Origin of the sequence: Escherichia sp. MOD1-EC4550, assembly GCF_963876935.1 — a bacterium.
GTDB classification, from domain to species: Bacteria; Pseudomonadota; Gammaproteobacteria; order Enterobacterales; family Enterobacteriaceae; genus Escherichia; species Escherichia coli_F.
Genome location: NZ_CAWNSE010000015.1, coordinates 129,837 through 148,139, shown reverse-complemented (window position 1 = coordinate 148,139; position 18,303 = coordinate 129,837). Strand labels below are relative to the sequence as shown.

Here is an 18,303-nt window from a genome sequence, read left to right as displayed (position 1 = left end):
CGTTTGCGGAGGTATTCACCGGTAGGGGCTGCCATCCTGAGTTCCTCAGGCGCTTCTTTCAGGCCATGAAGCTTTCTGTGCAGGAGAGAGTTTAATTCAGGGGCGACTGCGCGGGAAGAAGAAACTGTTTTTATCTGCAAAAGGGTTTTCAATCAATTGTCGATATAAAAAAGAGAGCGCCATATGTGACAGCGCCCTCGTTCAGGTTACATAAAAAATATCAGCTCAGAATGGCTTCCAGTCGGGCCAGAACTTCATTCACTACAGTGTCAGGTATACGTTCCAGACGCTTACCATTCCGGGCACCCATATCAATCGTTCTGGGCTGGTCGCAGCGAATAACGCCCGTTGTTTTGGTTCCCACCCCGTCCAGAGAGACGGTAAAACCAGCTGCGCGGGCAAAGTTTCCGCCGCTGGTGACGGGAACAACAATGGGTAGCCGGGTGAACTTATTAAATGATGCCGGAGAAACGATAAGTACCGGACGTTTTCCGCTTTGTTCATGTCCGGCTGTAGGATCCAGTGAGACGAGCCAGATTTCCCCTCTGTCCATTTACAGGATCTCCTTGCCCACCGCAGGCGCATCAATCCATTCCCGATCCTCGTCGCTCATTTCGGCGTGCGGATCGCACTGTGCCAGCAGTTCCTCAAGCGAATAACGAGGCCGTTTCTGGGGTTCAATAATCAGGCAGCCATTATCAATGGTCATTCCCACTTCGCTGTCTGTCGACAGAGCCAGCGTTTTCAACACGGCGGGAGGAACCGCCAGCATGACGGATCCGCCAACCTTTTTCAGGCGAGTGGTATACATAGAGCACCTCCGGATATTATATTTTAATATAACATCAATGGCTGGCGGAGCGCAATTTTTAGTCAGATTCATTATGGTTTCCTTAGTGTGGCTAAGCGTAAAGGAGGCCTTAATCCGTCCTAAGACAGATCCGGCAGTTTTCAAAGGCTGCATTACCGGTAAAACGGCGACCATCCTGATACATCAGGCGCTTCTTCCAGGTCATGAAGCATTTTGTGCAGGCGGGAGCTTAGTTCGTGGTAAGAAGGCCGATAATAGAAAACTGTTTTTGCGGTTCAAAGGATTATGACAAATCAGATAAACGAAATGCGGCGCAGCTTCCGTATCGAGTCTGCGCCGGAGGAACATCAGCGATAGCGTGAAGGCCAGATTTTTTCAGGCGCAACATCTAACGCTTCGGCAATCAATCTTTCACCTTTGGGCCAGCGGCGGGAAAGCGCATTAGCCAGCGTGGAGGAGGCAAGCCCAGCCTGACGCGAAAGTGCTGACAGCGAAGTGCCACGTTTTTTCAGCCCGGCGATAATGTCGGCAGGATGCCAGTCAGACTGCATCATGCTTTGGCCTCCACACCGTCAATAAACTTCACGCCTTCGGCAGTACGCAACCAGCGCGGAGCCTTCATTTCGGCGGCAAAATACCAGACCAGTTCACATAATAAGCCAGTTATCGTCTGCTCCATTTTTGGCTGCATCCCCTGCCCGATAAGAAGTTGCGCCAGCGTCAGTGAGTAGTCACAAAGTAATTCAGCATCGGGGACAAATCGGGGCATATCGGCAGGTAGAGCATCAACGGTCAGGCTGTTAGTCAGATGGGGCGGGATGGGGTCGTTCAGCGTGGGTTGCAGCAGAGTCAGACAGGCGGCAAGCCGCCCGCAAAGCGCCAGCCGCAGCACCGGATCGTCGCTTTCGATCAGAGTTTCGGCGAAGTTTTCACAGTGGTCTGCCAGTACGGTAAAATCTGTGGCAGCATTGAAGGGAACAGCAAGTAACGGGTGTGTCTGAGTGGGGATCGTAGCCATAAAGGCAGCCTCCTGTAACGGGTTTAAAACCCACCACCAGAGGTTCCAATCTCATGGTGGTGGACTGAACGGGGTTGGAACTACCGGCGTTACAGGCAACCGGCGCACCTTACGGTGCCCCCGCCCAGCCCACCATTGAGGTATAGCCGAGCGCACGACATAAAAAAGACGCGGGCGCGTCATATGTCGCCTGTAACATTTCTCGGGGTTCCAATCCCGGCACCTGATTTTGCAGGTGCGGGGTAAGGATACTGCGATTGGTGATTAACAGCAAGCGAGGTTGTGGAGAGTCGATCGCAAAAAACAATGCCTGTATAAAATTATTTGCCATTCAGGAGTTACATAGCGCGTAATCGTTGCATTGTACAATACCTGATGCCACGACATACTACATAGCGGACGTTCAGATATTATTAATATAATACGGCTCTACGATTTTATACACCATGACAGTTGCCAACCAGACCATTTTATATTATCAGTAACATTCAACTTAAAAGAATTTGAAGGAAACCACGATGTCAAATAGTAATTTAGAAGAAATAAAATTATTGCTATCACCATTAAGTAAAATCATTATGAAACTCATCCCCTATATGACTATAGTATCAGGAGTCATTATATGGGCATATCTGAATAATATAGGCAGAATGGATTTATTCATTGATGCTCTATCCTTAGACGCTGGCCTTATCTCATTATTATTTTCTGCGCTATTCCTTTCTGTTTTTATTGCTATAACATTAATTTTACCAAGTTACATATTAATATTGTTTAGAATCAATAATAATAAATCCGATATCACGCCCCTGACTTCATCAATGCCAGTTATCAGCTTGCTATTATCGATGGCATTTTTATGCCTGGTTTTTCTACCATATACAGGTTTTGTCGACAGATGGCTTAATGGATATAAATTATCTACGGAACATATCATATTAATAATTTTTATTATTATAGCAATAATATGCTGCATAAGTACTATCATAAATTATGATTTCAGCAATAAAAATTCAAAACTCAGGGCTTTTTTAAACGAAATCGCTTATACCGCTTTCAATATCTTCATACTTTTCATCTCTGTGTTATCTATTTCAATACCTGTCAGTCTGTTATTGAAAGCCAGCAAAGGAGAGGACACAGCATCGATTCTATTTGCATTGTTATTTATGATTATATTTGCTTTTTTCACCTTTTTACCAGCTATAGTATTTTATCGCGACATAGAAAAACAGCGCATTAGTAAGTTAGATGAAAGCGTATCTAAAAACATCAAAAATTGTGCCTTTACGGTTATATTTTCTGTCTTTTCAATAATATTTATCTTTCCTAGCATATCTACTATTTTTGTCTATTCATCGCTAAACAGTATTGGTTTAATCGATAAAAAACCACATTATTTCAAAGTGAGTGGTGAAAATTATAAACCTGCAATGTTCCCTGCCAGTATATGGAACACGCAAACACCATCAGATATTGGAGAGGATTTTTATATTAAGGGAGCTAATCTTTTTTCTCCGGGTTCAACTAATCTTATCTGCCCTTTGTATATTATTAATTTGAGAGATTCTGCTTATCAGAATGACTTCTCAACATTTATACCCACTAATGATGAAACGAAGATTAATTATTTGAAGAAAATGACTAAAACTTGTGTTGTTTTAGACGATCCCGATGTTCGACTATGGGACACCCTTTTTGACGCGGCAGGCCTGATCAAAAAGTAAAATACCGTCGCAAAAATGGAAGTCAGAAAAATCTACTCTGACTTCCGTTTTAAAGGAAAATTAAACAATACTAAAGGCGTCGACATCTACGCTTGTGTTAAGGCAGTCACCAGATCCTGAGTCAGTAAAGTAAATTGAAGTACCATTAAAGCCTCGCCTCCTGCCGTCAGTTGACCATATAATAGGGCAATCTCCCCCTCAGCTATAGCCGCTCGTCCTGCTATGCACTCTTCATTTAATTGTCGGAGTAACATTTGAACCGGCGTACCTTCTGCTATTTGTTCAAATTCCGTCAGGGCGGTAATCAGGGCTTTTTCATCCTCTTTACGTACAGACTGCTCCAGATGAGGGCGATTTTCTGTTCCAAGGTTAAAACAGCGTAATCCGTCAAGCTCACTGATAAGCACCAAGGCAGGTTGCGCAGCCTGAGTCAGTGTATCGTTAAGCCGATGCAAATTTAATTCATCAAGCCAGTCATCAACTGCATACGGGGATGCAAAAAAACTAAATATCGCACTGACGGTAAGGCGAGATACCACAATCCCTGCAATACGAGGGATTATCCATAGACGACGATGTTCACCAATTACAGTCTGAATATGTGCTCCATTTTCCTCAAGCCAGTTCGGCCAGTCTTCAGGATACTCAAGATCAGCGATCGCCAGAATTTCTGATGTTGGCCACGGCAAAAGTTCCTCCCAGTCAGGGCGAGCATGGAGTTCTGTTTCAATTCCTCTATTTTTCAGTCTGTCTTCTACTTCTGTCAGGTAGCCAGAGGCTAACTTATTGAACTGACGCATTACCACTCTGACGGCGCTGCTCAATGCCCCTCCGCGCACAGCCGTTTTAGCCTCAGTTAACCATAGCTGTGTCGGTTTTATTCCTTGGGTCCCCGCTTCTGCTGACAGAAGACGCAGTGACGTGATCAACTCCTTTAATCGCGTGAAGGGTTTTTCCGGATAACCACCCACAAGATCCCAAGGATAATCTTTGCCCTTCTCTATGTCTTTCAGCAGATCTTTCAGCCATGCAATGTATGCACCATATCCTTCAGGTAAAGATATAAATCGCCGGATCATATCTGTCGAACAATAGAATAATATGTTCTGAACAGGAGTGGCATGCAGCTCTATATTTATACCAATAAACTCCCCTCCTTTTGGTGGGGTAAGTTCCCGCGAAGCCTCATGTATGGCCCCCAGTTGTTCCAGAACTTTAGATGAAGGAGCCTTGCACCGTAAGGTTCCATCCAGAATCTTCTCGACTAACGGAACGAGTTTATTTAACAGTACGAGTGCCCGCTGTAAATAGTCCGTATAGCTTTCTGTTCCCACCAGCCCGGCAGCGGTCGCTATCCACCGTTTATTCCATTCGGGTAATGCTGATGGCGGCAGGTTTTCTCTTGGAATTCGCTTAGAGGCAAGGGGATAATCCGGAGTACCTGAGAGAAAGCCACCCGCAGCAACAGCATCTACAGCAACCACAGCGGCTGTTGGATCCAACCCAAGCAGGAGTGTGCAAAGTTGTATAACGTCTTCATGAACGTCTGTCTGGACAGAATGGGCAACATGGAAGATCGAGCTACGCAGCAGCCGGCCTTCTGGCACCGCTTCAACACTGACTGGTCCAGCCCAGGGGATCTCAAGTGGAATACACGCAATTAAACGTTCTGGAATATTGCTACATGCCCATGCCATCGAAATTGCGGGATCGACAAGTCGGGCCACACTCAGCAAGTCTGCTATAGCCATAAGGTCCAACGCATCAAAGCAGGGTCTTGCATCAGCCATCATCTGTCGAATATTCGCCGGGACCTCTATTCCCAACAGTCCCCCCAGAATCCCCCGAAAATTTGATATCGTCGCGGTAGAAATTATCCGCTCAATTATCGTTGGTGAAAGTAGAGTTAATAAAGCCAATCTGGGATCCGATGTTGATCGGGTTTGCAATATGTGCGCTGAGTTTTTCATCCGTTCAGGAAAAATATCAGAAGAAAGATCTGTATCAGCGACGGCGAACATAACAACACCTGTAATAAGTGTCGGTTCTACCCCCAAAGCTTTCACCTCCGGGATCCAGTCCCGTAGCGTCATCTCAATATGCGCCTGTCCTAGTCCTGACAGCACTGTCACTAACGCAGCAGAATCGCACTCACGCTCGATTCGGGTCGCAACCGCCTTAATCAAAGCAGCTTTCGCTTCCGGATAATGGATGATGATATAAGCCACAAGCATATCCAGATTCATGTTGTGAACAGCAAATACTGCTTCTGCGATGGTATGCAACAGTGTTGGCGGCGGATACTTATGGCAGAGACTGGAAATAGCCGCAGAGCGTAGCTGATGCAGCCCTCCCAACTGCCCATTTCGGGATTCGGAAATGAGATGTTCATCAATGAGCCGCCGTAGCGCTCGGGAAAGATCGCTCTGAGAGAGGTCTAAAACTTCAGATAACCGGTCAATATCAACCATCGCCCCCGCAGCACCCACCAGTGCGGTAATGCGAAGAATAGCCAGTTCGGCATCCCTTGCCTCCCGAAGGCGACAATCTATCTGTTCTCCAAGAACTATTTCAAGCCGTTCACCACGGGCGAGGATATGCGTGTACTCAAGCAAAAGCCCATTGCTTTGCGCCCATGGCTCTCGCCAGCCAGCCCATGTGGTTTGTCCCTGATGAGAAAGTTGTTGCCAAATCCGTTCGGCGACAACGTCCTCCACGGTTGGGCGGATCTCTCCGGCGAGAGACCGGGTAGTCAGCACAAAAACGTCTTCTTCTCTGATTGAACCGAGCAGAAGAATACCGCTTCCGGCTCTTGCCTCACACAACAGGCTATCCCAAAGACCTGCTTTCCCTTTACCCACATCATCAAAAATAAAGCCAACGGGCGCTGTAGATGACGCTCTCAATGAACGGGCAAAACGGATAAGCAAATGGGAGTCAAAGCTGTCACCTCGCGTAATTTCAAACCAGCGTACTGTATGTCGGCTGACGCGGGCTGTTTCCCACATGAGAGCTGATTTACCGGTACCCGACTGCCCAACGATTAGAGCAGCTCTTTGGGTAGCCAGCATAGTCAAAACCGCACTGCGCGCTTCAGGTCTTTCCACGACAAGGCCCGCAGCAAGATGGGCCGGTCGGGTATCAACTCCCTGATAAAATGCAGGCTCGTCTACCGTAGTCAGAAAATCAATAGCATCGCAGTACCCTTCACGCAGGGCCATCTCCATGCCCGCTAAATCAAGAATAGGCTCCATTCGACGAATAACCGCTTCGACATCGGATATAGCCAATCCTTCGTATATTCCATTCTTAACCATCCCATTCGCATCAGCCAAACCACCAATGTGGTTTAACAATTCACCGTAGTAAACTTGTGCAGCCACTGGTGCACAAGAAAGTGTATGGCTGATAGTTTCGATTGCTTTTTCCGCAGGTCCAGCAGCTATCCAGATATGAGTACGGGGTGCAAGTAATTTCCAGCGAGGGTCTCCCCGCAGAACTTCAGCTAAGCCGGTATGTTCAGTGAGGATATAATCTGTTTTTGGCCCCTGTATAACAGGGCGCTCAAGGATCAGATTCAGATCTTTGCCAGGATCCGGAGATACTTCGTACCGATTCCAAAGCGCCCGCACAAAACCAGCAACCTCACTAATCGGGAATAATCCCATGTGATCACGACGAGACTTAACTTGTACTAGAGCAGAGCCCTTGGAGCCCTGTAATTCGTAATCATCTCGCCCCTCAGGGATCACGGAGCCATAGTGAAGTTCTTGATTCCAACAACGGAGTGACAGCCATACTCCGACTGCATCCTGATAGCGAAATCCCCGTCCGGCATGCGATCCTGCCCCCGATGAACCCACCCCTTTGCGTTCCATGATATTTCACCTGCCCGGATAGACCATATTGTTAAAAGAATATGCTCACACGTGAGTTATGCCGTTACAGCACCCTTTTCCAGTAAGAAATTGAGTCACCATCAGACAATGCATTAATTAGTATCCCATGAATGTCGATGGCTTCCGCCACCTGAACCAGAAGACAAGAAATACCAATTAGGCATCATGAGCTTTTAAAATAATTCCACACAAACGCAATTCCGGCGGCTTTGCCGATGTAATAACCCCAATCCTGACGGGCAAAGAGCCCTCTTTTTGGCATTGTTTCTTGATAAGCTGCCAGTTTTCAGTTTCAGACTCCATGTGAGTAATCAGGGAATCAAAGGCTCCCTCGGCGACTTCCACTTTTAGCGGTTTCTCTTCGCCACTGTCTGTAAGATCAGGTCCAGTCTCTTTCGACGCTTCATTTTCCGGTCCATCAAGACTGTTTTTTAACCCTTCAAAGCAGTTTGTAGCAGCACTTGGAGTATGGAAGAACAAACCACTAATGAAAATAGCTTCCATCACTTCATAGAAGGAAAAAGAGGTATCACCATAAACAAAACGACTACGGTCGGTACTACTCACCCCAGAAACACTTTCTCTTAGCAGTTCCTCCTTCTGCAAGGTCATCAGCGTTTGCTTGTTGTAGAGGATCACTGGCAGATTTTTAATTTCGTGGACATTTTCGCTAAGGCTCCAGCGTTCTTTATCACCTTTGATAAAACCGGAAGCGTCGCAACTACTTTCTATATCAAATTCTTCAGTAGGGACCCGCTCACGATTGAGCCAGGCTGTAAAATCCTCACCGTCTCCCATATCCTGATGCTGATATGCGCGGTAAACAGAGCTTCGGCGATCAATGCCAATCCACTCAAGATCCCATGCAGTGGGTTTGGATGGTTTTCTTACTTCGCCAATATAGGCCCCAACATCCCGATCCAAATAAGCGGTTAGCAGTTCCTTCCAAGGCTCAATGGCAAAAAAGATATTCGCCAGCGTTGTTCCTTCTTCAATCATCACGGTATGACGAAAGAACCTGAGAAGAAAAAAGGGGTCTGTATCTGAAATAGTTTTCTGGATTGATAGCAACGGAAGTGCTGTTGTTTCATCGTAGTCAGAGCGAAAGCGTAGTATTGAGTCCGAGCAGAAAATTAATTGACCTTCCATCATTTATCTGGCTCCTGATGTTATGTAGCAATCCTTGACTCATCTACCTCGCAGCCTTCTTTGCGCTTTATCTGGTTTGAAGGAAAGCATAGATGAGGTGGTGTACAAACCATAATACTCGGCTTGCGTTCAGAAAGGAAAAACCAGAAAAAATTGGTGGTCATTCTGGTGGTCTTGACAACCCCAACTTTTAGGTTTAGCTTACTAATCAGCCAGTTAATGGCTACGGCGATCCCAGTCAGAGGAGCCAAATTCAAAAAAGCCTGCTTTCGAGCAGGCTTTTTGCTTTCTAATTAACAACGCTCTTAAAACATCTGTCTTGAACCAGAACTAATTTGCACAGGCATTCCTGATCGGCGCTGCAATGCAGCATTTGCGCGATTCACATCAACTTCTTGCCCGTTGATAAACGCCCGCAAAGATGGCGTTACTGGCAAAGGCACTTTTCGGTCTGACTCATATTCCGCACGGTTGCGCGACAGCGGCTCATGAACTTCCAGCCACTTTGATCCATCCGGTTCCGTTGTGTATTTCACTGGCTGATCAATAATTTGTACACGAGTACCTACAGGAACATTATCAAACAGATATTTGATATCGTCATTGCGCAGACGAATACAGCCCTGACTTACCCGGAGCCCAATACCAAAATTGGCATTGGTACCGTGGATGGCATATAGCCTGCCAATATAAATCGCGTACAGCCCCATGGGATTATCAGGCCCCGCAGGAACAAATGCGGGCAAACTCTCCCCTCGTTTCGCATATTCGCGCCGGGTGTTCGGCGTTGGTGTCCAGGTTGGTGCTTCTTGTTTACGTTCAACGGTAGTCACCCAGTTACGCGGGGTTTCTCGCCCAGCCTGGCCGATACCAATAGGAAAGACTTCCACAGTATTACTGTCTGGAGGGTAGTAATAAAGACGCATTTCAGCGACGTTAATCACAATCCCTTTACGAACAGTGGCGGGCAAAATTAGTTGCTGCGGAATGGTGAGTTGCGAGCCAGACTTCGGTAAGAAGACATCAGCCCCCGGATTCGCTTCCAGCATGTTACTTAACCCTTGCCCGTATTGTGCGGCAAAAGTCTCCAGCGGCTGGGTATTGTGATCAGGAACAGTTACAGTAAGCGACTGTCCCACTAAACGGCTACCCTCTGGAGGTAATGGATAAGTTACCGCCAGGCTATTATGGCTGGCAAAAAGTAGAGCAAATGAGCAAAAAATATTTACACGACGCATCATGTCCCTTTCCTAAGTCGCGAATACTATCCGATAAGTATAGCTTTTATCAGACTTTTCGTTTTAACTGTTCAAATCAGAAGTCGTATTCCCCGGTAGAACAATATTACTGGCAGCAAGTTCGCCCATGCTGTTGTATATCGCACAGGCAGCTTCGATGATGGGCATCGCCAGAGCTGCGCCACTTCCCTCACCTAAACGCATATCCATATTGAGATAAGGCTCCAGCCCCAAATGCGACAGCGCTATACGCGCCCCTTTTTCTGCCGACAGGTGAGAAGGAATGAGATACGGTTTGATTGCAGGAGACATCTGGCAGGCTGCGAGCGCGGCAGCATAAGAAAGAAATCCATCCAGCAACACCGGTAAACCGCAGGACGCAGCGCCTAACATCACGGCAGCCATTCCGACCAAATCAAATCCACCCACTTTTGCCAGGACATCAACGCCATCCTGCGGATTTGGTTGATTCAACGTAATCGCCCGTCGCACAACATCAATTTTATTAGCCAGTTTATCTGTCGGCAGGTTTGCGCCAATCCCAACCACTTCTTCAGGATCCCGGCCAATGATTGTGCTCACTATCGCAGCTGCCGGTGTCGTGTTTGCCATCCCCAGTTCACCTACACCAAACAGCGTGACACCGTTTTTTGCCAGCTCCCGCGTATAGCATATGACGTCCAAAAGCAACGTTTCAGCCTGACGGCGACTCATTGCCGGAGCTGAAGCAATATTGCCGCTACCTCGTGCGACACGCATGTTGATAAGCCCGGGGATAGGCTCAGCAGTATCAATACCAACATCAATTACGTGGACGTTAGCGCCCGCTTGTGCTGCCAGCACACACACGCCGGTTGTTCCGCGGGTCATATTTTCAGCCTGAATGGCTGTCACTTCTTTTGGGGAAATAGCGACCCCTTCCTCCCAGACGCCGTGATCGGCACACATAACCAGTACCGCTTTTTTGCCCACATGCGGTATGCCATTCAACCCCGGCATTCCCGCCAGTTGTACGCTAAGCGCCTCCAGTCTTCCCAGGCTACCAACAGGTTTGAGTAACCCGTCAATATGCCGTTGTGCACGCGACATAGCGGCAGGATCGATGGCAGGGATCGTATTCAGTAAATTGGCAAGTGTTTGCATGTCACGTCTCTTTATAGCAGTGCCAGCAGGAAGACCAGTTCACCAAGCTCTATGGCTGCTCCCAGCGTATCGCCGGTTTGCCCGCCCAGCGTACGTTTGAGAAGCTGACCGAGGATGAAAATCGCCACCATCGTCACCACCATAGCAGCCACACCATGCATACCTGGCAATAATACGGCAGCAAAAATAGCGGCTAAACCGAGTGTGACGCAGGTTTGTCGCCCATCAATTTTGCCAATGAACACATTGCCAAGCCCTTCTTCCCGGGCATAACGATGACGATACATCAATAATGCGGCAGTCCCGCGGCTGACCGCGCATGCTGCCGCCAGCGATGCAAGGATCGGTTCGCCACGCAAAGCCAGCTCGCTTAACACCAGAATCTTTGCCAGTACAACAAAAATCAATGCCAGACCGCCGTGGGTGCCTAAACGGCTATCACGCATGATTTCCAACATGCGATCGCGGCTACGTGCAGAAAATACGCCATCACAGGTATCAGCGAGGCCGTCCAGGTGGAATCCCCCGGTCATCAGCGCCAGCACAAGTACGCTAAACAATGCCGCCAGTGGTACGCCACACCATGCCTGCAGCACCATGAAGACCAGCCCGCTAATCGCGCCAAGCAATAATCCAATTAAAGGAAAAGTAATAATACCGCGAGAATAATGCTCGAAATCCAGTCCCTGGGACCAGCGACGCGGTACAGGCAGACGCGTAATAAATGAGAGCATCGCCCAAAATAATTTACTCATTTGATTTTTACTCCAATACCCGAAACCACCAGCCATACTTCATTTGCCGCAGCGGCCAGCTGCTGATTTACCCGCCCGGCAATATCACGAAAATGTCGTGCCAGACGACTCTCCGGCACAATCCCCATTCCCACTTCGTTAGTCACTAATACAACCTTTGCGGGGCAACGTTGGCAGGCAGCAATCAACGACTGAATCTCAGCATTAATCGCCTGTTCCATCGCCTGATAATCCCATTCATCAGGGTCTTTATCGCCGCCATAATCAAACAACAGATTAGTCACCATTGTGGTAACGCATTCCAGCAACACAGCCTCATTCGGGTTAATGTCTGCATGAATTAATTCATCAAGATGTTGCCAGCGCTCCACTGTGCGCCAGTGAGCCGGGCGGCCTTGCCGATGATGTTCTATCCGTGCAGCCATCTCATCATCAAGGATTTGCGAGGTGGCGATATACAGAACCTGTGAAGAGTCCCCAATAAGCGCCTCTGCGTGGCGACTCTTCCCGCTCCGTGCTCCACCTGTCACCAAAATCATCATACCGACTCCTGATTCAATTGTATGATGGTATTCATTGAACAGAACAATGGTTCCCCCACTGTTGCTGACCGCAAAACATTTACGCGATTAATACTGCGCGTAATATAATTAAAAATCCAGCATTCTCAATCCATTACGAAAGAAGATGGCATTGCGGAATAGCCAGACTTCCTCGTGTTAACGTCCGACAAAATGCGTCATTGACAGCGGTTTCTCTGGAATGACAGATTTCATTCAAATAATGGATTAATGCTACAGCCCCTCCAGCCGGACCATTCAGCAAACGGGCATTGTGTTCTGTAATCAAAATTACCGTCGTTCCCTCAGAATGAGCGAGCCATTCTGGTACGGATATCTCGCTTTCAGCTGCTATCAATAGCAGCACTGAATAATCGCTATACGCATCTGATAACGATTGCACAGGCCCACCGTCAAAAGGCTGGAAATCTTGCTGCCAGTCCTCACCAATAAAATCGCAGCCTTTACAGTGCATTGTTGGTCAGTGCCTGCGAAGCAGACATTATCGCGCTGGTACTTAATGCGGACGCACCGTGGTCACCTTTTTCGCCAGGCTTTACCTCGTCAATGAATCGCCCGGTCATTGGAGTAGTAACCAAAGCAGATTTAGCCAGTATGGAACAAATATCTTTGGTGAAATGTTGGTTACGGGAAGCTGGAGCGCACAACGTGTTAGTAACCAGTGCGGTTAATAACAATGGAGTTACAGAACTTTTTGCCTTGCTGCATACAGAAGAAGGCTGTCGCTAATTTCAATAGGTTATCAGATGGGAATGATGACGGTGATACACAGAAAAGAAACAATGAGCAATGAGGGTTACCGGGCAACCCTCATTGAATAAAACAGGAATTACTTCGCTTCGCCGTTTTTCATTTCGCCCATAGCTTTCAGCTTTTTGGAGATATCGCGGCGTTCTTTGGAGAGCTCGGCATTTTTGATGATGTAATCGTCAACGCGATCTTCATAGTCACCTTTCATGCTGGCGATGATGCCCTGGATTGCTTCAACGCTCATCCCCGGCTTGATGTAATCACTCAGGTTGTCCAGCAGCAGGACGCGCTTCTGGTTGTCACGGATCTTTTTCTCAACGTCCTGAATTTCACGTTGCAGTTTGTTCTTACGACGGAACAGACGAACAAATTCCAGTACGTCCTGGAATGAAGGCTTGGTAGTTTCCATTTTTATACCCCTGATAATGTGAGAGTCGGATTCGTTTAAGCAACCGCTATTCGTTAGGGCCAACATTACTCATAGCTGCCGCAGATGACAATGCTTTTATCCCTTTTCACTATCATACCCTTTATCCTTGCTGAATCGAAGCAGCAGCAAGATGATTCTGAAGTTCAGGAATTATTTGCGCAAGGCCCGGCAAATCAGATTCGATAGCAACTCAAGCTGATGTGCCGTTTCCATGTTCAGCCACACATAACCATAGATTGGTGTTTCCACGACCTTCAGGTCATGGTGGTTATCGAGCAACTGACGCAGCTCTTCCACAGCATCGTTCAATTTTTCCGTATTGGCAAAAACCGGCTGCGGATTACCTTCGTACAGCGCATGAACAAGGCTCAGCAGTATTTGCTGCATCATGTGCTGGGTATCACGAAGTTTTTGCGCGTTCAATAACACGAAATGGCTGGGGCGCGTGGCCCAGTATGCATTGATTTGCAACTCCAGCATACAAACCAGATTGCGATTAATGGTCTGGATACCTTCATATATCGATTTTGGAATACGGGTTTCTTTGCTGGCGGGCGCAATCAGCCCACGCATTTTCACGGCATCGGTCAGGAGTTTTTGTAGATGGCTTTCCAGACGCGGGCGTTCGAGTAAGTTCGGTGAGAATGCAGATTGATAGACCCGATTATACTCGGTCAGACTTTTTGCCAGTTGAATGCGCCAGTGGATGAACGCCCGTTGTGGCCAGATGCCGGTAAACAACATTGCCAGTAAAGAGCCGAGGATCACATCGCCGCTTCGCCATAACGCCGTATCAATTTCACCTGTCGGGGAACCAACAACAATTGCCAGCGTCACCCCAATCAATAAACCTTGATACGGTTTCTTGCCCAGCGCCAGCCAACCGCAAAGAAACATAGCCGCAGCGCACCAGACTAACATTAGCGGTAACGAGATTAACTCCAGTTGCAGAGCGATAAGACCTAAAATCGAACCCAACACCGTACCGCCAATACGCTCGAATGCGCGAGGGACAACGTTACCCCAGAACGAGATTGGCCCCATAATCACCACCATGGTGACCAGCGGCCAGGTGCTTTCCGGGATAGTAAACAGGCGGATAATGAGAAAAGTGAGCAGGAATGCCAGCGCGACCCGAGTACCATGCACAATGCGGTAATGGCGGTATACCCGGATTTCAAACGGGCTTAATGACTTATCGGCACGCACGCAGAAACTCCGTTAATGAAGATTAAAAGCGCTCATAACACATCTGTCGGCCAGAAGGCGCACCTCTGAATTATCCGACGGACATACCGGGAACAGTGTAATTTCCCGGCAAGAGCGGAAAATTTGAAAGGCGCATCTTACTCTTTTCGCTTTCAAAAAAAGAGTGGTCATCGCGTTAACACACCGCCCTGAGATGAATTAGTGATGTTTTGACTGCACCGCAACATACATTTCGATATCCCAGTACCCATCTTCCGCGCCATTGTTCAAATAAACCTCGAAGCAGGGCTTTGGTAACATTTCATAAGCACTGTCCTGCAAGAGGCTATTAAAGAACTGATACCAGGGTTTAGCAAAATCATCACCGACTACACGAGCCACCGCCACCGCATACTGACCACCTGAAATTTCTGTCAGAATGACGCCCTCACTGTTTTCAGGGAGCGTAAAGTTATTCGGCACCGTCACGACGGTGTCGCAGCGTAATTTTTCGGCGGGTGTTTCATCTGGATTGTCGTAATAGACAGCAACCCACTCCTTCGGCACAATATTTTTGCTATCTATCCACATCATCAACTGCTCAAAGCCTTTCTTTACCGTCTGTTCCCACGGGCCAACGAGATGGAAACCTGCAACGGTACGTTTATCTTCCTGCTTAATCTCGTAGTTCATGACGCCTCCATTAACACTGTTTTTATATACAGTGTAGTTGCAATATTAAAACCACAAGGAATGAGTGTTGATTATGCGAGCAGACTCGCACTCCTGCCAGTCTGCTGCAAAAGAAAGGTCAGGCCTTATGGTGGAAATAATCACTCAGGCGGGAAAACATGCCGCCTTCCCCGACAGATTCCAGGGTAACCAGCGGCCAGTGCGCCACCTGTTTATCACGGTCGTAAAGTTCAATTTCCCCTACCCGCTGATGGGCGCTAATTGGCGCGGTGAGTTCTTTACCATCAAGGGTATATTTTGCTTTGATATGTGGAATTTCGGCTTTCGGTAGCACCATCCAGAACTCTTGTTCCGTTCCCAGGGCGATAGTTTCTTTATCGCCATACCAGATGCGTTCCGTCCCGACCTTTTTCCCACGATGCAAAATTTGCACTGTAGTAAAGTTTTGTTGCCCCCAACGCAGTAATTTTCTTGCCTCGTCCTCACGACCTTTTGCGCTGTCAGCACCCATTACCACTGCAATGAGGCGACGCTGCCCGTCTACAGCCGAAGCAATGAGATTAAACCCGGCACCAGAAGTATGACCCGTTTTCAGGCCGTCAACATTCATGGTTTTATCCCACAATAACCCGTTACGGTTTTGCTGGGTGATACCGTTCCAGGTGAGGCTTTTCTCACTGTACATATGATAAAACTCGGGCTCGCCGTGGATGATAGCGCGAGAAAGCACAGCTAAATCATAAGCCGAGCTATGCTGGCCAGGTGCATCCAGACCATGCACTGTTTCAAAATGCGTATCCTTGAGATGCAGTTTCTCAGCATAGTTGTTCATCATTTCAACAAACTGCCGTTGCCCACCGGCAATATAGTCAGCCAGTGCAACACAAGCGTCATTTCCGGAATCCACAATTAAACCACGGCTTAAATCACGTACCGATACGCGATCGCCCTCTTTCAAAAACATCAGTGAAGAACCGACAAACACCGGATTATCTTTCGCCCACGCATCGCGCCCCACGGTGACAATATCGTCTGGCGTAATGCGATGACTATCGATAGCGCGATCCACGACATAGCCCGTCATCAGCTTTGTCAGGCTGGCGGGATTGCGATGTTGATGCTCATTACCCGCGGTGAGAATCTGACCGGTGGTGTAATCCATCAATACCCAGGACCCGGCATGAATCTCTGGAGGCTGAGGTGAAAAAGGAATGTTTTCCGCCGCAAAACCAGACGATAAATTAAAAACGAACAAAGAAGCAGCAATAATAAGACGGCGTTTCAACAGCAAACCCTCAGGTGTTTCAAATAGCTGTTCTTTTTACGGAAATACTTATGAACTGGCTGGAATAAAGTGCAAGAAAATGTGACTACTATCTCATTTTTATCTGACATGATCTGTTGCCACTCGCTGCCAAATTGTCGCGCTAAAGCTGATTAGCACGGTGATATTTGATACTCTGGCAGACAGCAGAAATAACGGATTTAACCTAATGATGAATGACGGTAAGCAACAATCTACCTTTTTGTTTCACGATTACGAAACCTTTGGAACGCACCCCGCGTTAGATCGCCCTGCACAGTTCGCAGCCATTCGCACTGATAACGAATTTAACGTCATCGGCGAACCCGAAGTTTTTTACTGCAAGCCCGCGGATGACTATTTACCCCAGCCTGGAGCAGTATTAATTACCGGTATTACCCCGCAGGAGGCAAGGGCGAAAGGAGAAAACGAAGCCGCGTTTGCCGCCCGTATTCACTCGCTTTTTACCGTACCGAAGACCTGTATTCTCGGCTACAACAATGTGCGTTTCGACGACGAAGTCACACGCAACGTTTTTTATCGTAATTTCTACGATCCTTACGCCTGGAGCTGGCAGCATGATAACTCGCGCTGGGATTTACTGGATGTTATGCGTGCCTGTTATGCCCTGCGCCCGGAAGGAATAAACTGGCCTGAAAATGATGACGGTCTACCGAGCTTTCGCCTTGAGCATTTAACCAAAGCGAATGGTATTGAACATAGCAACGCCCACGATGCGATGGCTGATGTGTACGCCACTATTGCGATGGCGAAACTGGTAAAAACGCGTCAGCCACGCCTGTTTGATTATCTCTTTACCCATCGTAATAAACACAAACTGATGGAGTTGATTGATGTTCCGCAGATGAAACCCCTGGTTCACGTTTCCGGAATGTTTGGGGCATGGCGCGGCAATACCAGCTGGGTAGCACCGCTGGCGTGGCATCCTGAAAATCGCAATGCCGTAATTATGGTGGATTTGGCAGGAGACATTTCGCCATTACTGGAACTGGATAGCGACACATTGCGCGAGCGTCTATATACCGCAAAAGCCGATCTTGGCGATAACGCCGCCGTTCCGGTTAAACTGGTGCATATCAATAAATGTCCGGTGCTGGCCCAGGCGAATACGCTACGCCCGGAAGATGCCGACCGACTGGGAATTAATCGTCAGCATTGCCTCGATAACCTGAAAATTCTGCGTGAAAATCCGCAAGTGCGTGAAAAAGTGGTGGCGATATTCGCGGAAGCCGAACCGTTTACGCCTTCAGATAACGTGGATGCACAGCTTTATAATGGCTTTTTCAGTGACGCCGATCGTGCAGCAATGAAAATTGTGCTGGAAACCGAGCCGCGTAATTTACCGGCACTGGATATCACTTTTGTTGATAAACGGATTGAAAAGCTGTTGTTCAATTATCGGGCACGCAACTTCCCGGGGACGCTGGATTATGCCGAGCAGCAACGCTGGCTGGAGTACCGCCGCCAGGTTTTCACGCCAGAGTTTTTGCAGGGCTATGCTGATGAATTGCAGATGCTGGCACAACAATATGCCGATGACAAAGAGAAAGTGGCGCTGTTAAAAGCGCTTTGGCAGTACGCGGAAGAGATCGTCTGA

Annotated in this window: 19 protein-coding genes and 1 pseudogene; 4 read left to right on the top strand and 16 right to left on the bottom strand. The window is 47.8% G+C overall.

Annotation, left to right across the window (positions count from 1 at the left end; genetic code table 11):
• Positions 1-220: 220 nt before the first annotated feature.
• The 5 genes from AACU19_RS12365 to AACU19_RS12345 all read right to left on the bottom strand — a co-directional run bounded on the left by AACU19_RS12365 (position 221) and on the right by AACU19_RS12345 (position 2,160).
• Complete coding sequence (locus AACU19_RS12365) at positions 221-553, bottom strand: type II toxin-antitoxin system PemK/MazF family toxin (RefSeq protein ID WP_105278957.1); 333 nt, start codon at positions 551-553, stop codon at positions 221-223.
• The gene (locus AACU19_RS12360) at positions 554-811 is read right to left on the bottom strand and encodes an AbrB/MazE/SpoVT family DNA-binding domain-containing protein (protein WP_105279008.1); all 258 of its coding nucleotides are present in this window, start codon (positions 809-811) and stop codon (positions 554-556) included.
• Positions 812-1,158: 347 nt separating this feature from the next.
• On the bottom strand, positions 1,159-1,365 hold the full coding sequence (locus tag AACU19_RS12355) for a helix-turn-helix domain-containing protein (RefSeq protein ID WP_105278956.1): 207 nt from the start codon (positions 1,363-1,365) through the stop codon (positions 1,159-1,161).
• Complete coding sequence (locus AACU19_RS12350) at positions 1,362-1,829, bottom strand: hypothetical protein (RefSeq protein ID WP_105278955.1); 468 nt, start codon at positions 1,827-1,829, stop codon at positions 1,362-1,364. The genes AACU19_RS12355 and AACU19_RS12350 overlap by 4 nt, the downstream gene beginning before the upstream one ends.
• Positions 1,830-1,938: 109 nt before the next feature.
• The gene (locus tag AACU19_RS12345; protein WP_157945118.1) at positions 1,939-2,160 is read right to left on the bottom strand and encodes a hypothetical protein; all 222 of its coding nucleotides are present in this window, start codon (positions 2,158-2,160) and stop codon (positions 1,939-1,941) included.
• 187 nt (positions 2,161-2,347) lie between these two features.
• Here AACU19_RS12345 and AACU19_RS12340 point away from each other — a divergent pair, with 187 nt between their 5' ends.
• Positions 2,348-3,556 carry a hypothetical protein gene (locus AACU19_RS12340; RefSeq protein ID WP_105278954.1) on the top strand — a complete coding sequence of 403 codons (1,209 nt, stop codon included), beginning with the start codon at positions 2,348-2,350 and terminating at the stop codon, positions 3,554-3,556.
• A gap of 86 nt (positions 3,557-3,642) precedes the next feature.
• On the opposite strand, the gene AACU19_RS12335 is transcribed toward AACU19_RS12340, so the two are convergent.
• Positions 3,643-7,224: a hypothetical protein gene (locus AACU19_RS12335; protein WP_157945117.1), complete on the bottom strand. Its 3,582-nt coding sequence runs from the start codon at positions 7,222-7,224 to the stop codon at positions 3,643-3,645.
• Between the two features lie 387 nt (positions 7,225-7,611).
• Positions 7,612-8,604, bottom strand: coding sequence for a hypothetical protein (locus AACU19_RS12330; protein WP_105279007.1), 993 nt, complete (start codon positions 8,602-8,604; stop codon positions 7,612-7,614).
• A gap of 111 nt (positions 8,605-8,715) precedes the next feature.
• Between AACU19_RS12330 and AACU19_RS23730 the strand changes: the two genes are divergently transcribed.
• Complete coding sequence (locus AACU19_RS23730; protein WP_407593654.1) at positions 8,716-8,901, top strand: hypothetical protein; 186 nt, start codon at positions 8,716-8,718, stop codon at positions 8,899-8,901.
• A gap of 8 nt (positions 8,902-8,909) precedes the next feature.
• On the opposite strand, the gene ldtA is transcribed toward AACU19_RS23730, so the two are convergent.
• The 5 genes from ldtA to AACU19_RS12305 form a co-directional block, all read right to left on the bottom strand.
• The gene (gene ldtA / locus AACU19_RS12325) at positions 8,910-9,845 is read right to left on the bottom strand and encodes a L,D-transpeptidase (RefSeq protein ID WP_123057659.1); all 936 of its coding nucleotides are present in this window, start codon (positions 9,843-9,845) and stop codon (positions 8,910-8,912) included.
• 60 nt (positions 9,846-9,905) lie between these two features.
• On the bottom strand, positions 9,906-10,985 hold the full coding sequence (cobT, locus tag AACU19_RS12320) for a nicotinate-nucleotide--dimethylbenzimidazole phosphoribosyltransferase (protein WP_105278952.1): 1,080 nt from the start codon (positions 10,983-10,985) through the stop codon (positions 9,906-9,908).
• Positions 10,986-10,996: 11 nt separating this feature from the next.
• Complete coding sequence (gene cobS, locus AACU19_RS12315) at positions 10,997-11,740, bottom strand: adenosylcobinamide-GDP ribazoletransferase (RefSeq protein ID WP_001297350.1); 744 nt, start codon at positions 11,738-11,740, stop codon at positions 10,997-10,999.
• Positions 11,737-12,282, bottom strand: a complete 546-nt coding sequence (cobU, locus tag AACU19_RS12310; protein WP_000973165.1) for a bifunctional adenosylcobinamide kinase/adenosylcobinamide-phosphate guanylyltransferase — start codon at positions 12,280-12,282, stop codon at positions 11,737-11,739. The genes cobS and cobU overlap by 4 nt, the downstream gene beginning before the upstream one ends.
• Positions 12,283-12,415: 133 nt before the next feature.
• Positions 12,416-12,775 (bottom strand): cobalamin biosynthesis protein, encoded by a 360-nt coding sequence (locus tag AACU19_RS12305; RefSeq protein WP_105278951.1) that lies wholly within the window; start codon positions 12,773-12,775, stop codon positions 12,416-12,418.
• Between AACU19_RS12305 and AACU19_RS12300 the strand changes: the two are divergent.
• A pseudogene (locus AACU19_RS12300) lies at positions 12,754-13,050 on the top strand (EutP/PduV family microcompartment system protein); the annotation flags it as partial. The gene AACU19_RS12305 and the pseudogene AACU19_RS12300 overlap by 22 nt on opposite strands.
• 100 nt (positions 13,051-13,150) lie before the next feature.
• Here AACU19_RS12300 and AACU19_RS12295 read toward each other — a convergent pair.
• From AACU19_RS12295 to dacD, 4 genes are all read right to left on the bottom strand, one after another.
• Positions 13,151-13,480: a DUF496 family protein gene (locus AACU19_RS12295; protein ID WP_000450409.1), complete on the bottom strand. Its 330-nt coding sequence runs from the start codon at positions 13,478-13,480 to the stop codon at positions 13,151-13,153.
• Positions 13,481-13,651: 171 nt separating this feature from the next.
• Positions 13,652-14,710 carry an FUSC family protein gene (locus AACU19_RS12290; RefSeq protein WP_001200890.1) on the bottom strand — a complete coding sequence of 353 codons (1,059 nt, stop codon included), beginning with the start codon at positions 14,708-14,710 and terminating at the stop codon, positions 13,652-13,654.
• A 198-nt stretch (positions 14,711-14,908) separates the two neighbouring features.
• Positions 14,909-15,382 (bottom strand): DNA gyrase inhibitor SbmC, encoded by a 474-nt coding sequence (sbmC, locus tag AACU19_RS12285; protein WP_105278950.1) that lies wholly within the window; start codon positions 15,380-15,382, stop codon positions 14,909-14,911.
• 118 nt (positions 15,383-15,500) lie between these two features.
• Positions 15,501-16,667 (bottom strand): serine-type D-Ala-D-Ala carboxypeptidase DacD, encoded by a 1,167-nt coding sequence (gene dacD / locus AACU19_RS12280; protein ID WP_105278949.1) that lies wholly within the window; start codon positions 16,665-16,667, stop codon positions 15,501-15,503.
• Positions 16,668-16,875: 208 nt separating this feature from the next.
• Between dacD and sbcB the strand changes: the two genes are divergently transcribed.
• Complete coding sequence (gene sbcB, locus AACU19_RS12275; RefSeq protein ID WP_105278948.1) at positions 16,876-18,303, top strand: exodeoxyribonuclease I; 1,428 nt, start codon at positions 16,876-16,878, stop codon at positions 18,301-18,303.

What these genes read in the sequence shown, in the direction of transcription:
- AACU19_RS12305 (WP_105278951.1), bottom strand. Translation starts at nt 12,775, where the DNA reads ATGCACTGTAAAGGCTGCGATTTTATTGGTGAGGACTGGCAGCAAGAT.
- AACU19_RS12350 (WP_105278955.1), bottom strand. Translation starts at nt 1,829, where the DNA reads ATGGCTACGATCCCCACTCAGACACACCCGTTACTTGCTGTTCCCTTC.
- AACU19_RS12340 (WP_105278954.1), top strand. Translation starts at nt 2,348, where the DNA reads ATGTCAAATAGTAATTTAGAAGAAATAAAATTATTGCTATCACCATTA.
- ldtA (WP_123057659.1), bottom strand. Translation starts at nt 9,845, where the DNA reads ATGATGCGTCGTGTAAATATTTTTTGCTCATTTGCTCTACTTTTTGCC.
- AACU19_RS12365 (WP_105278957.1), bottom strand. Translation starts at nt 553, where the DNA reads ATGGACAGAGGGGAAATCTGGCTCGTCTCACTGGATCCTACAGCCGGA.
- sbcB (WP_105278948.1), top strand. Translation starts at nt 16,876, where the DNA reads ATGATGAATGACGGTAAGCAACAATCTACCTTTTTGTTTCACGATTAC.
- AACU19_RS12335 (WP_157945117.1), bottom strand. Translation starts at nt 7,224, where the DNA reads ATGGGATTATTCCCGATTAGTGAGGTTGCTGGTTTTGTGCGGGCGCTT.
- cobS (WP_001297350.1), bottom strand. Translation starts at nt 11,740, where the DNA reads ATGAGTAAATTATTTTGGGCGATGCTCTCATTTATTACGCGTCTGCCT.
- cobU (WP_000973165.1), bottom strand. Translation starts at nt 12,282, where the DNA reads ATGATGATTTTGGTGACAGGTGGAGCACGGAGCGGGAAGAGTCGCCAC.
- cobT (WP_105278952.1), bottom strand. Translation starts at nt 10,985, where the DNA reads ATGCAAACACTTGCCAATTTACTGAATACGATCCCTGCCATCGATCCT.
- AACU19_RS12295 (WP_000450409.1), bottom strand. Translation starts at nt 13,480, where the DNA reads ATGGAAACTACCAAGCCTTCATTCCAGGACGTACTGGAATTTGTTCGT.
- AACU19_RS12345 (WP_157945118.1), bottom strand. Translation starts at nt 2,160, where the DNA reads ATGGCAAATAATTTTATACAGGCATTGTTTTTTGCGATCGACTCTCCA.
- AACU19_RS12330 (WP_105279007.1), bottom strand. Translation starts at nt 8,604, where the DNA reads ATGGAAGGTCAATTAATTTTCTGCTCGGACTCAATACTACGCTTTCGC.
- sbmC (WP_105278950.1), bottom strand. Translation starts at nt 15,382, where the DNA reads ATGAACTACGAGATTAAGCAGGAAGATAAACGTACCGTTGCAGGTTTC.
- AACU19_RS12360 (WP_105279008.1), bottom strand. Translation starts at nt 811, where the DNA reads ATGTATACCACTCGCCTGAAAAAGGTTGGCGGATCCGTCATGCTGGCG.
- AACU19_RS12355 (WP_105278956.1), bottom strand. Translation starts at nt 1,365, where the DNA reads ATGATGCAGTCTGACTGGCATCCTGCCGACATTATCGCCGGGCTGAAA.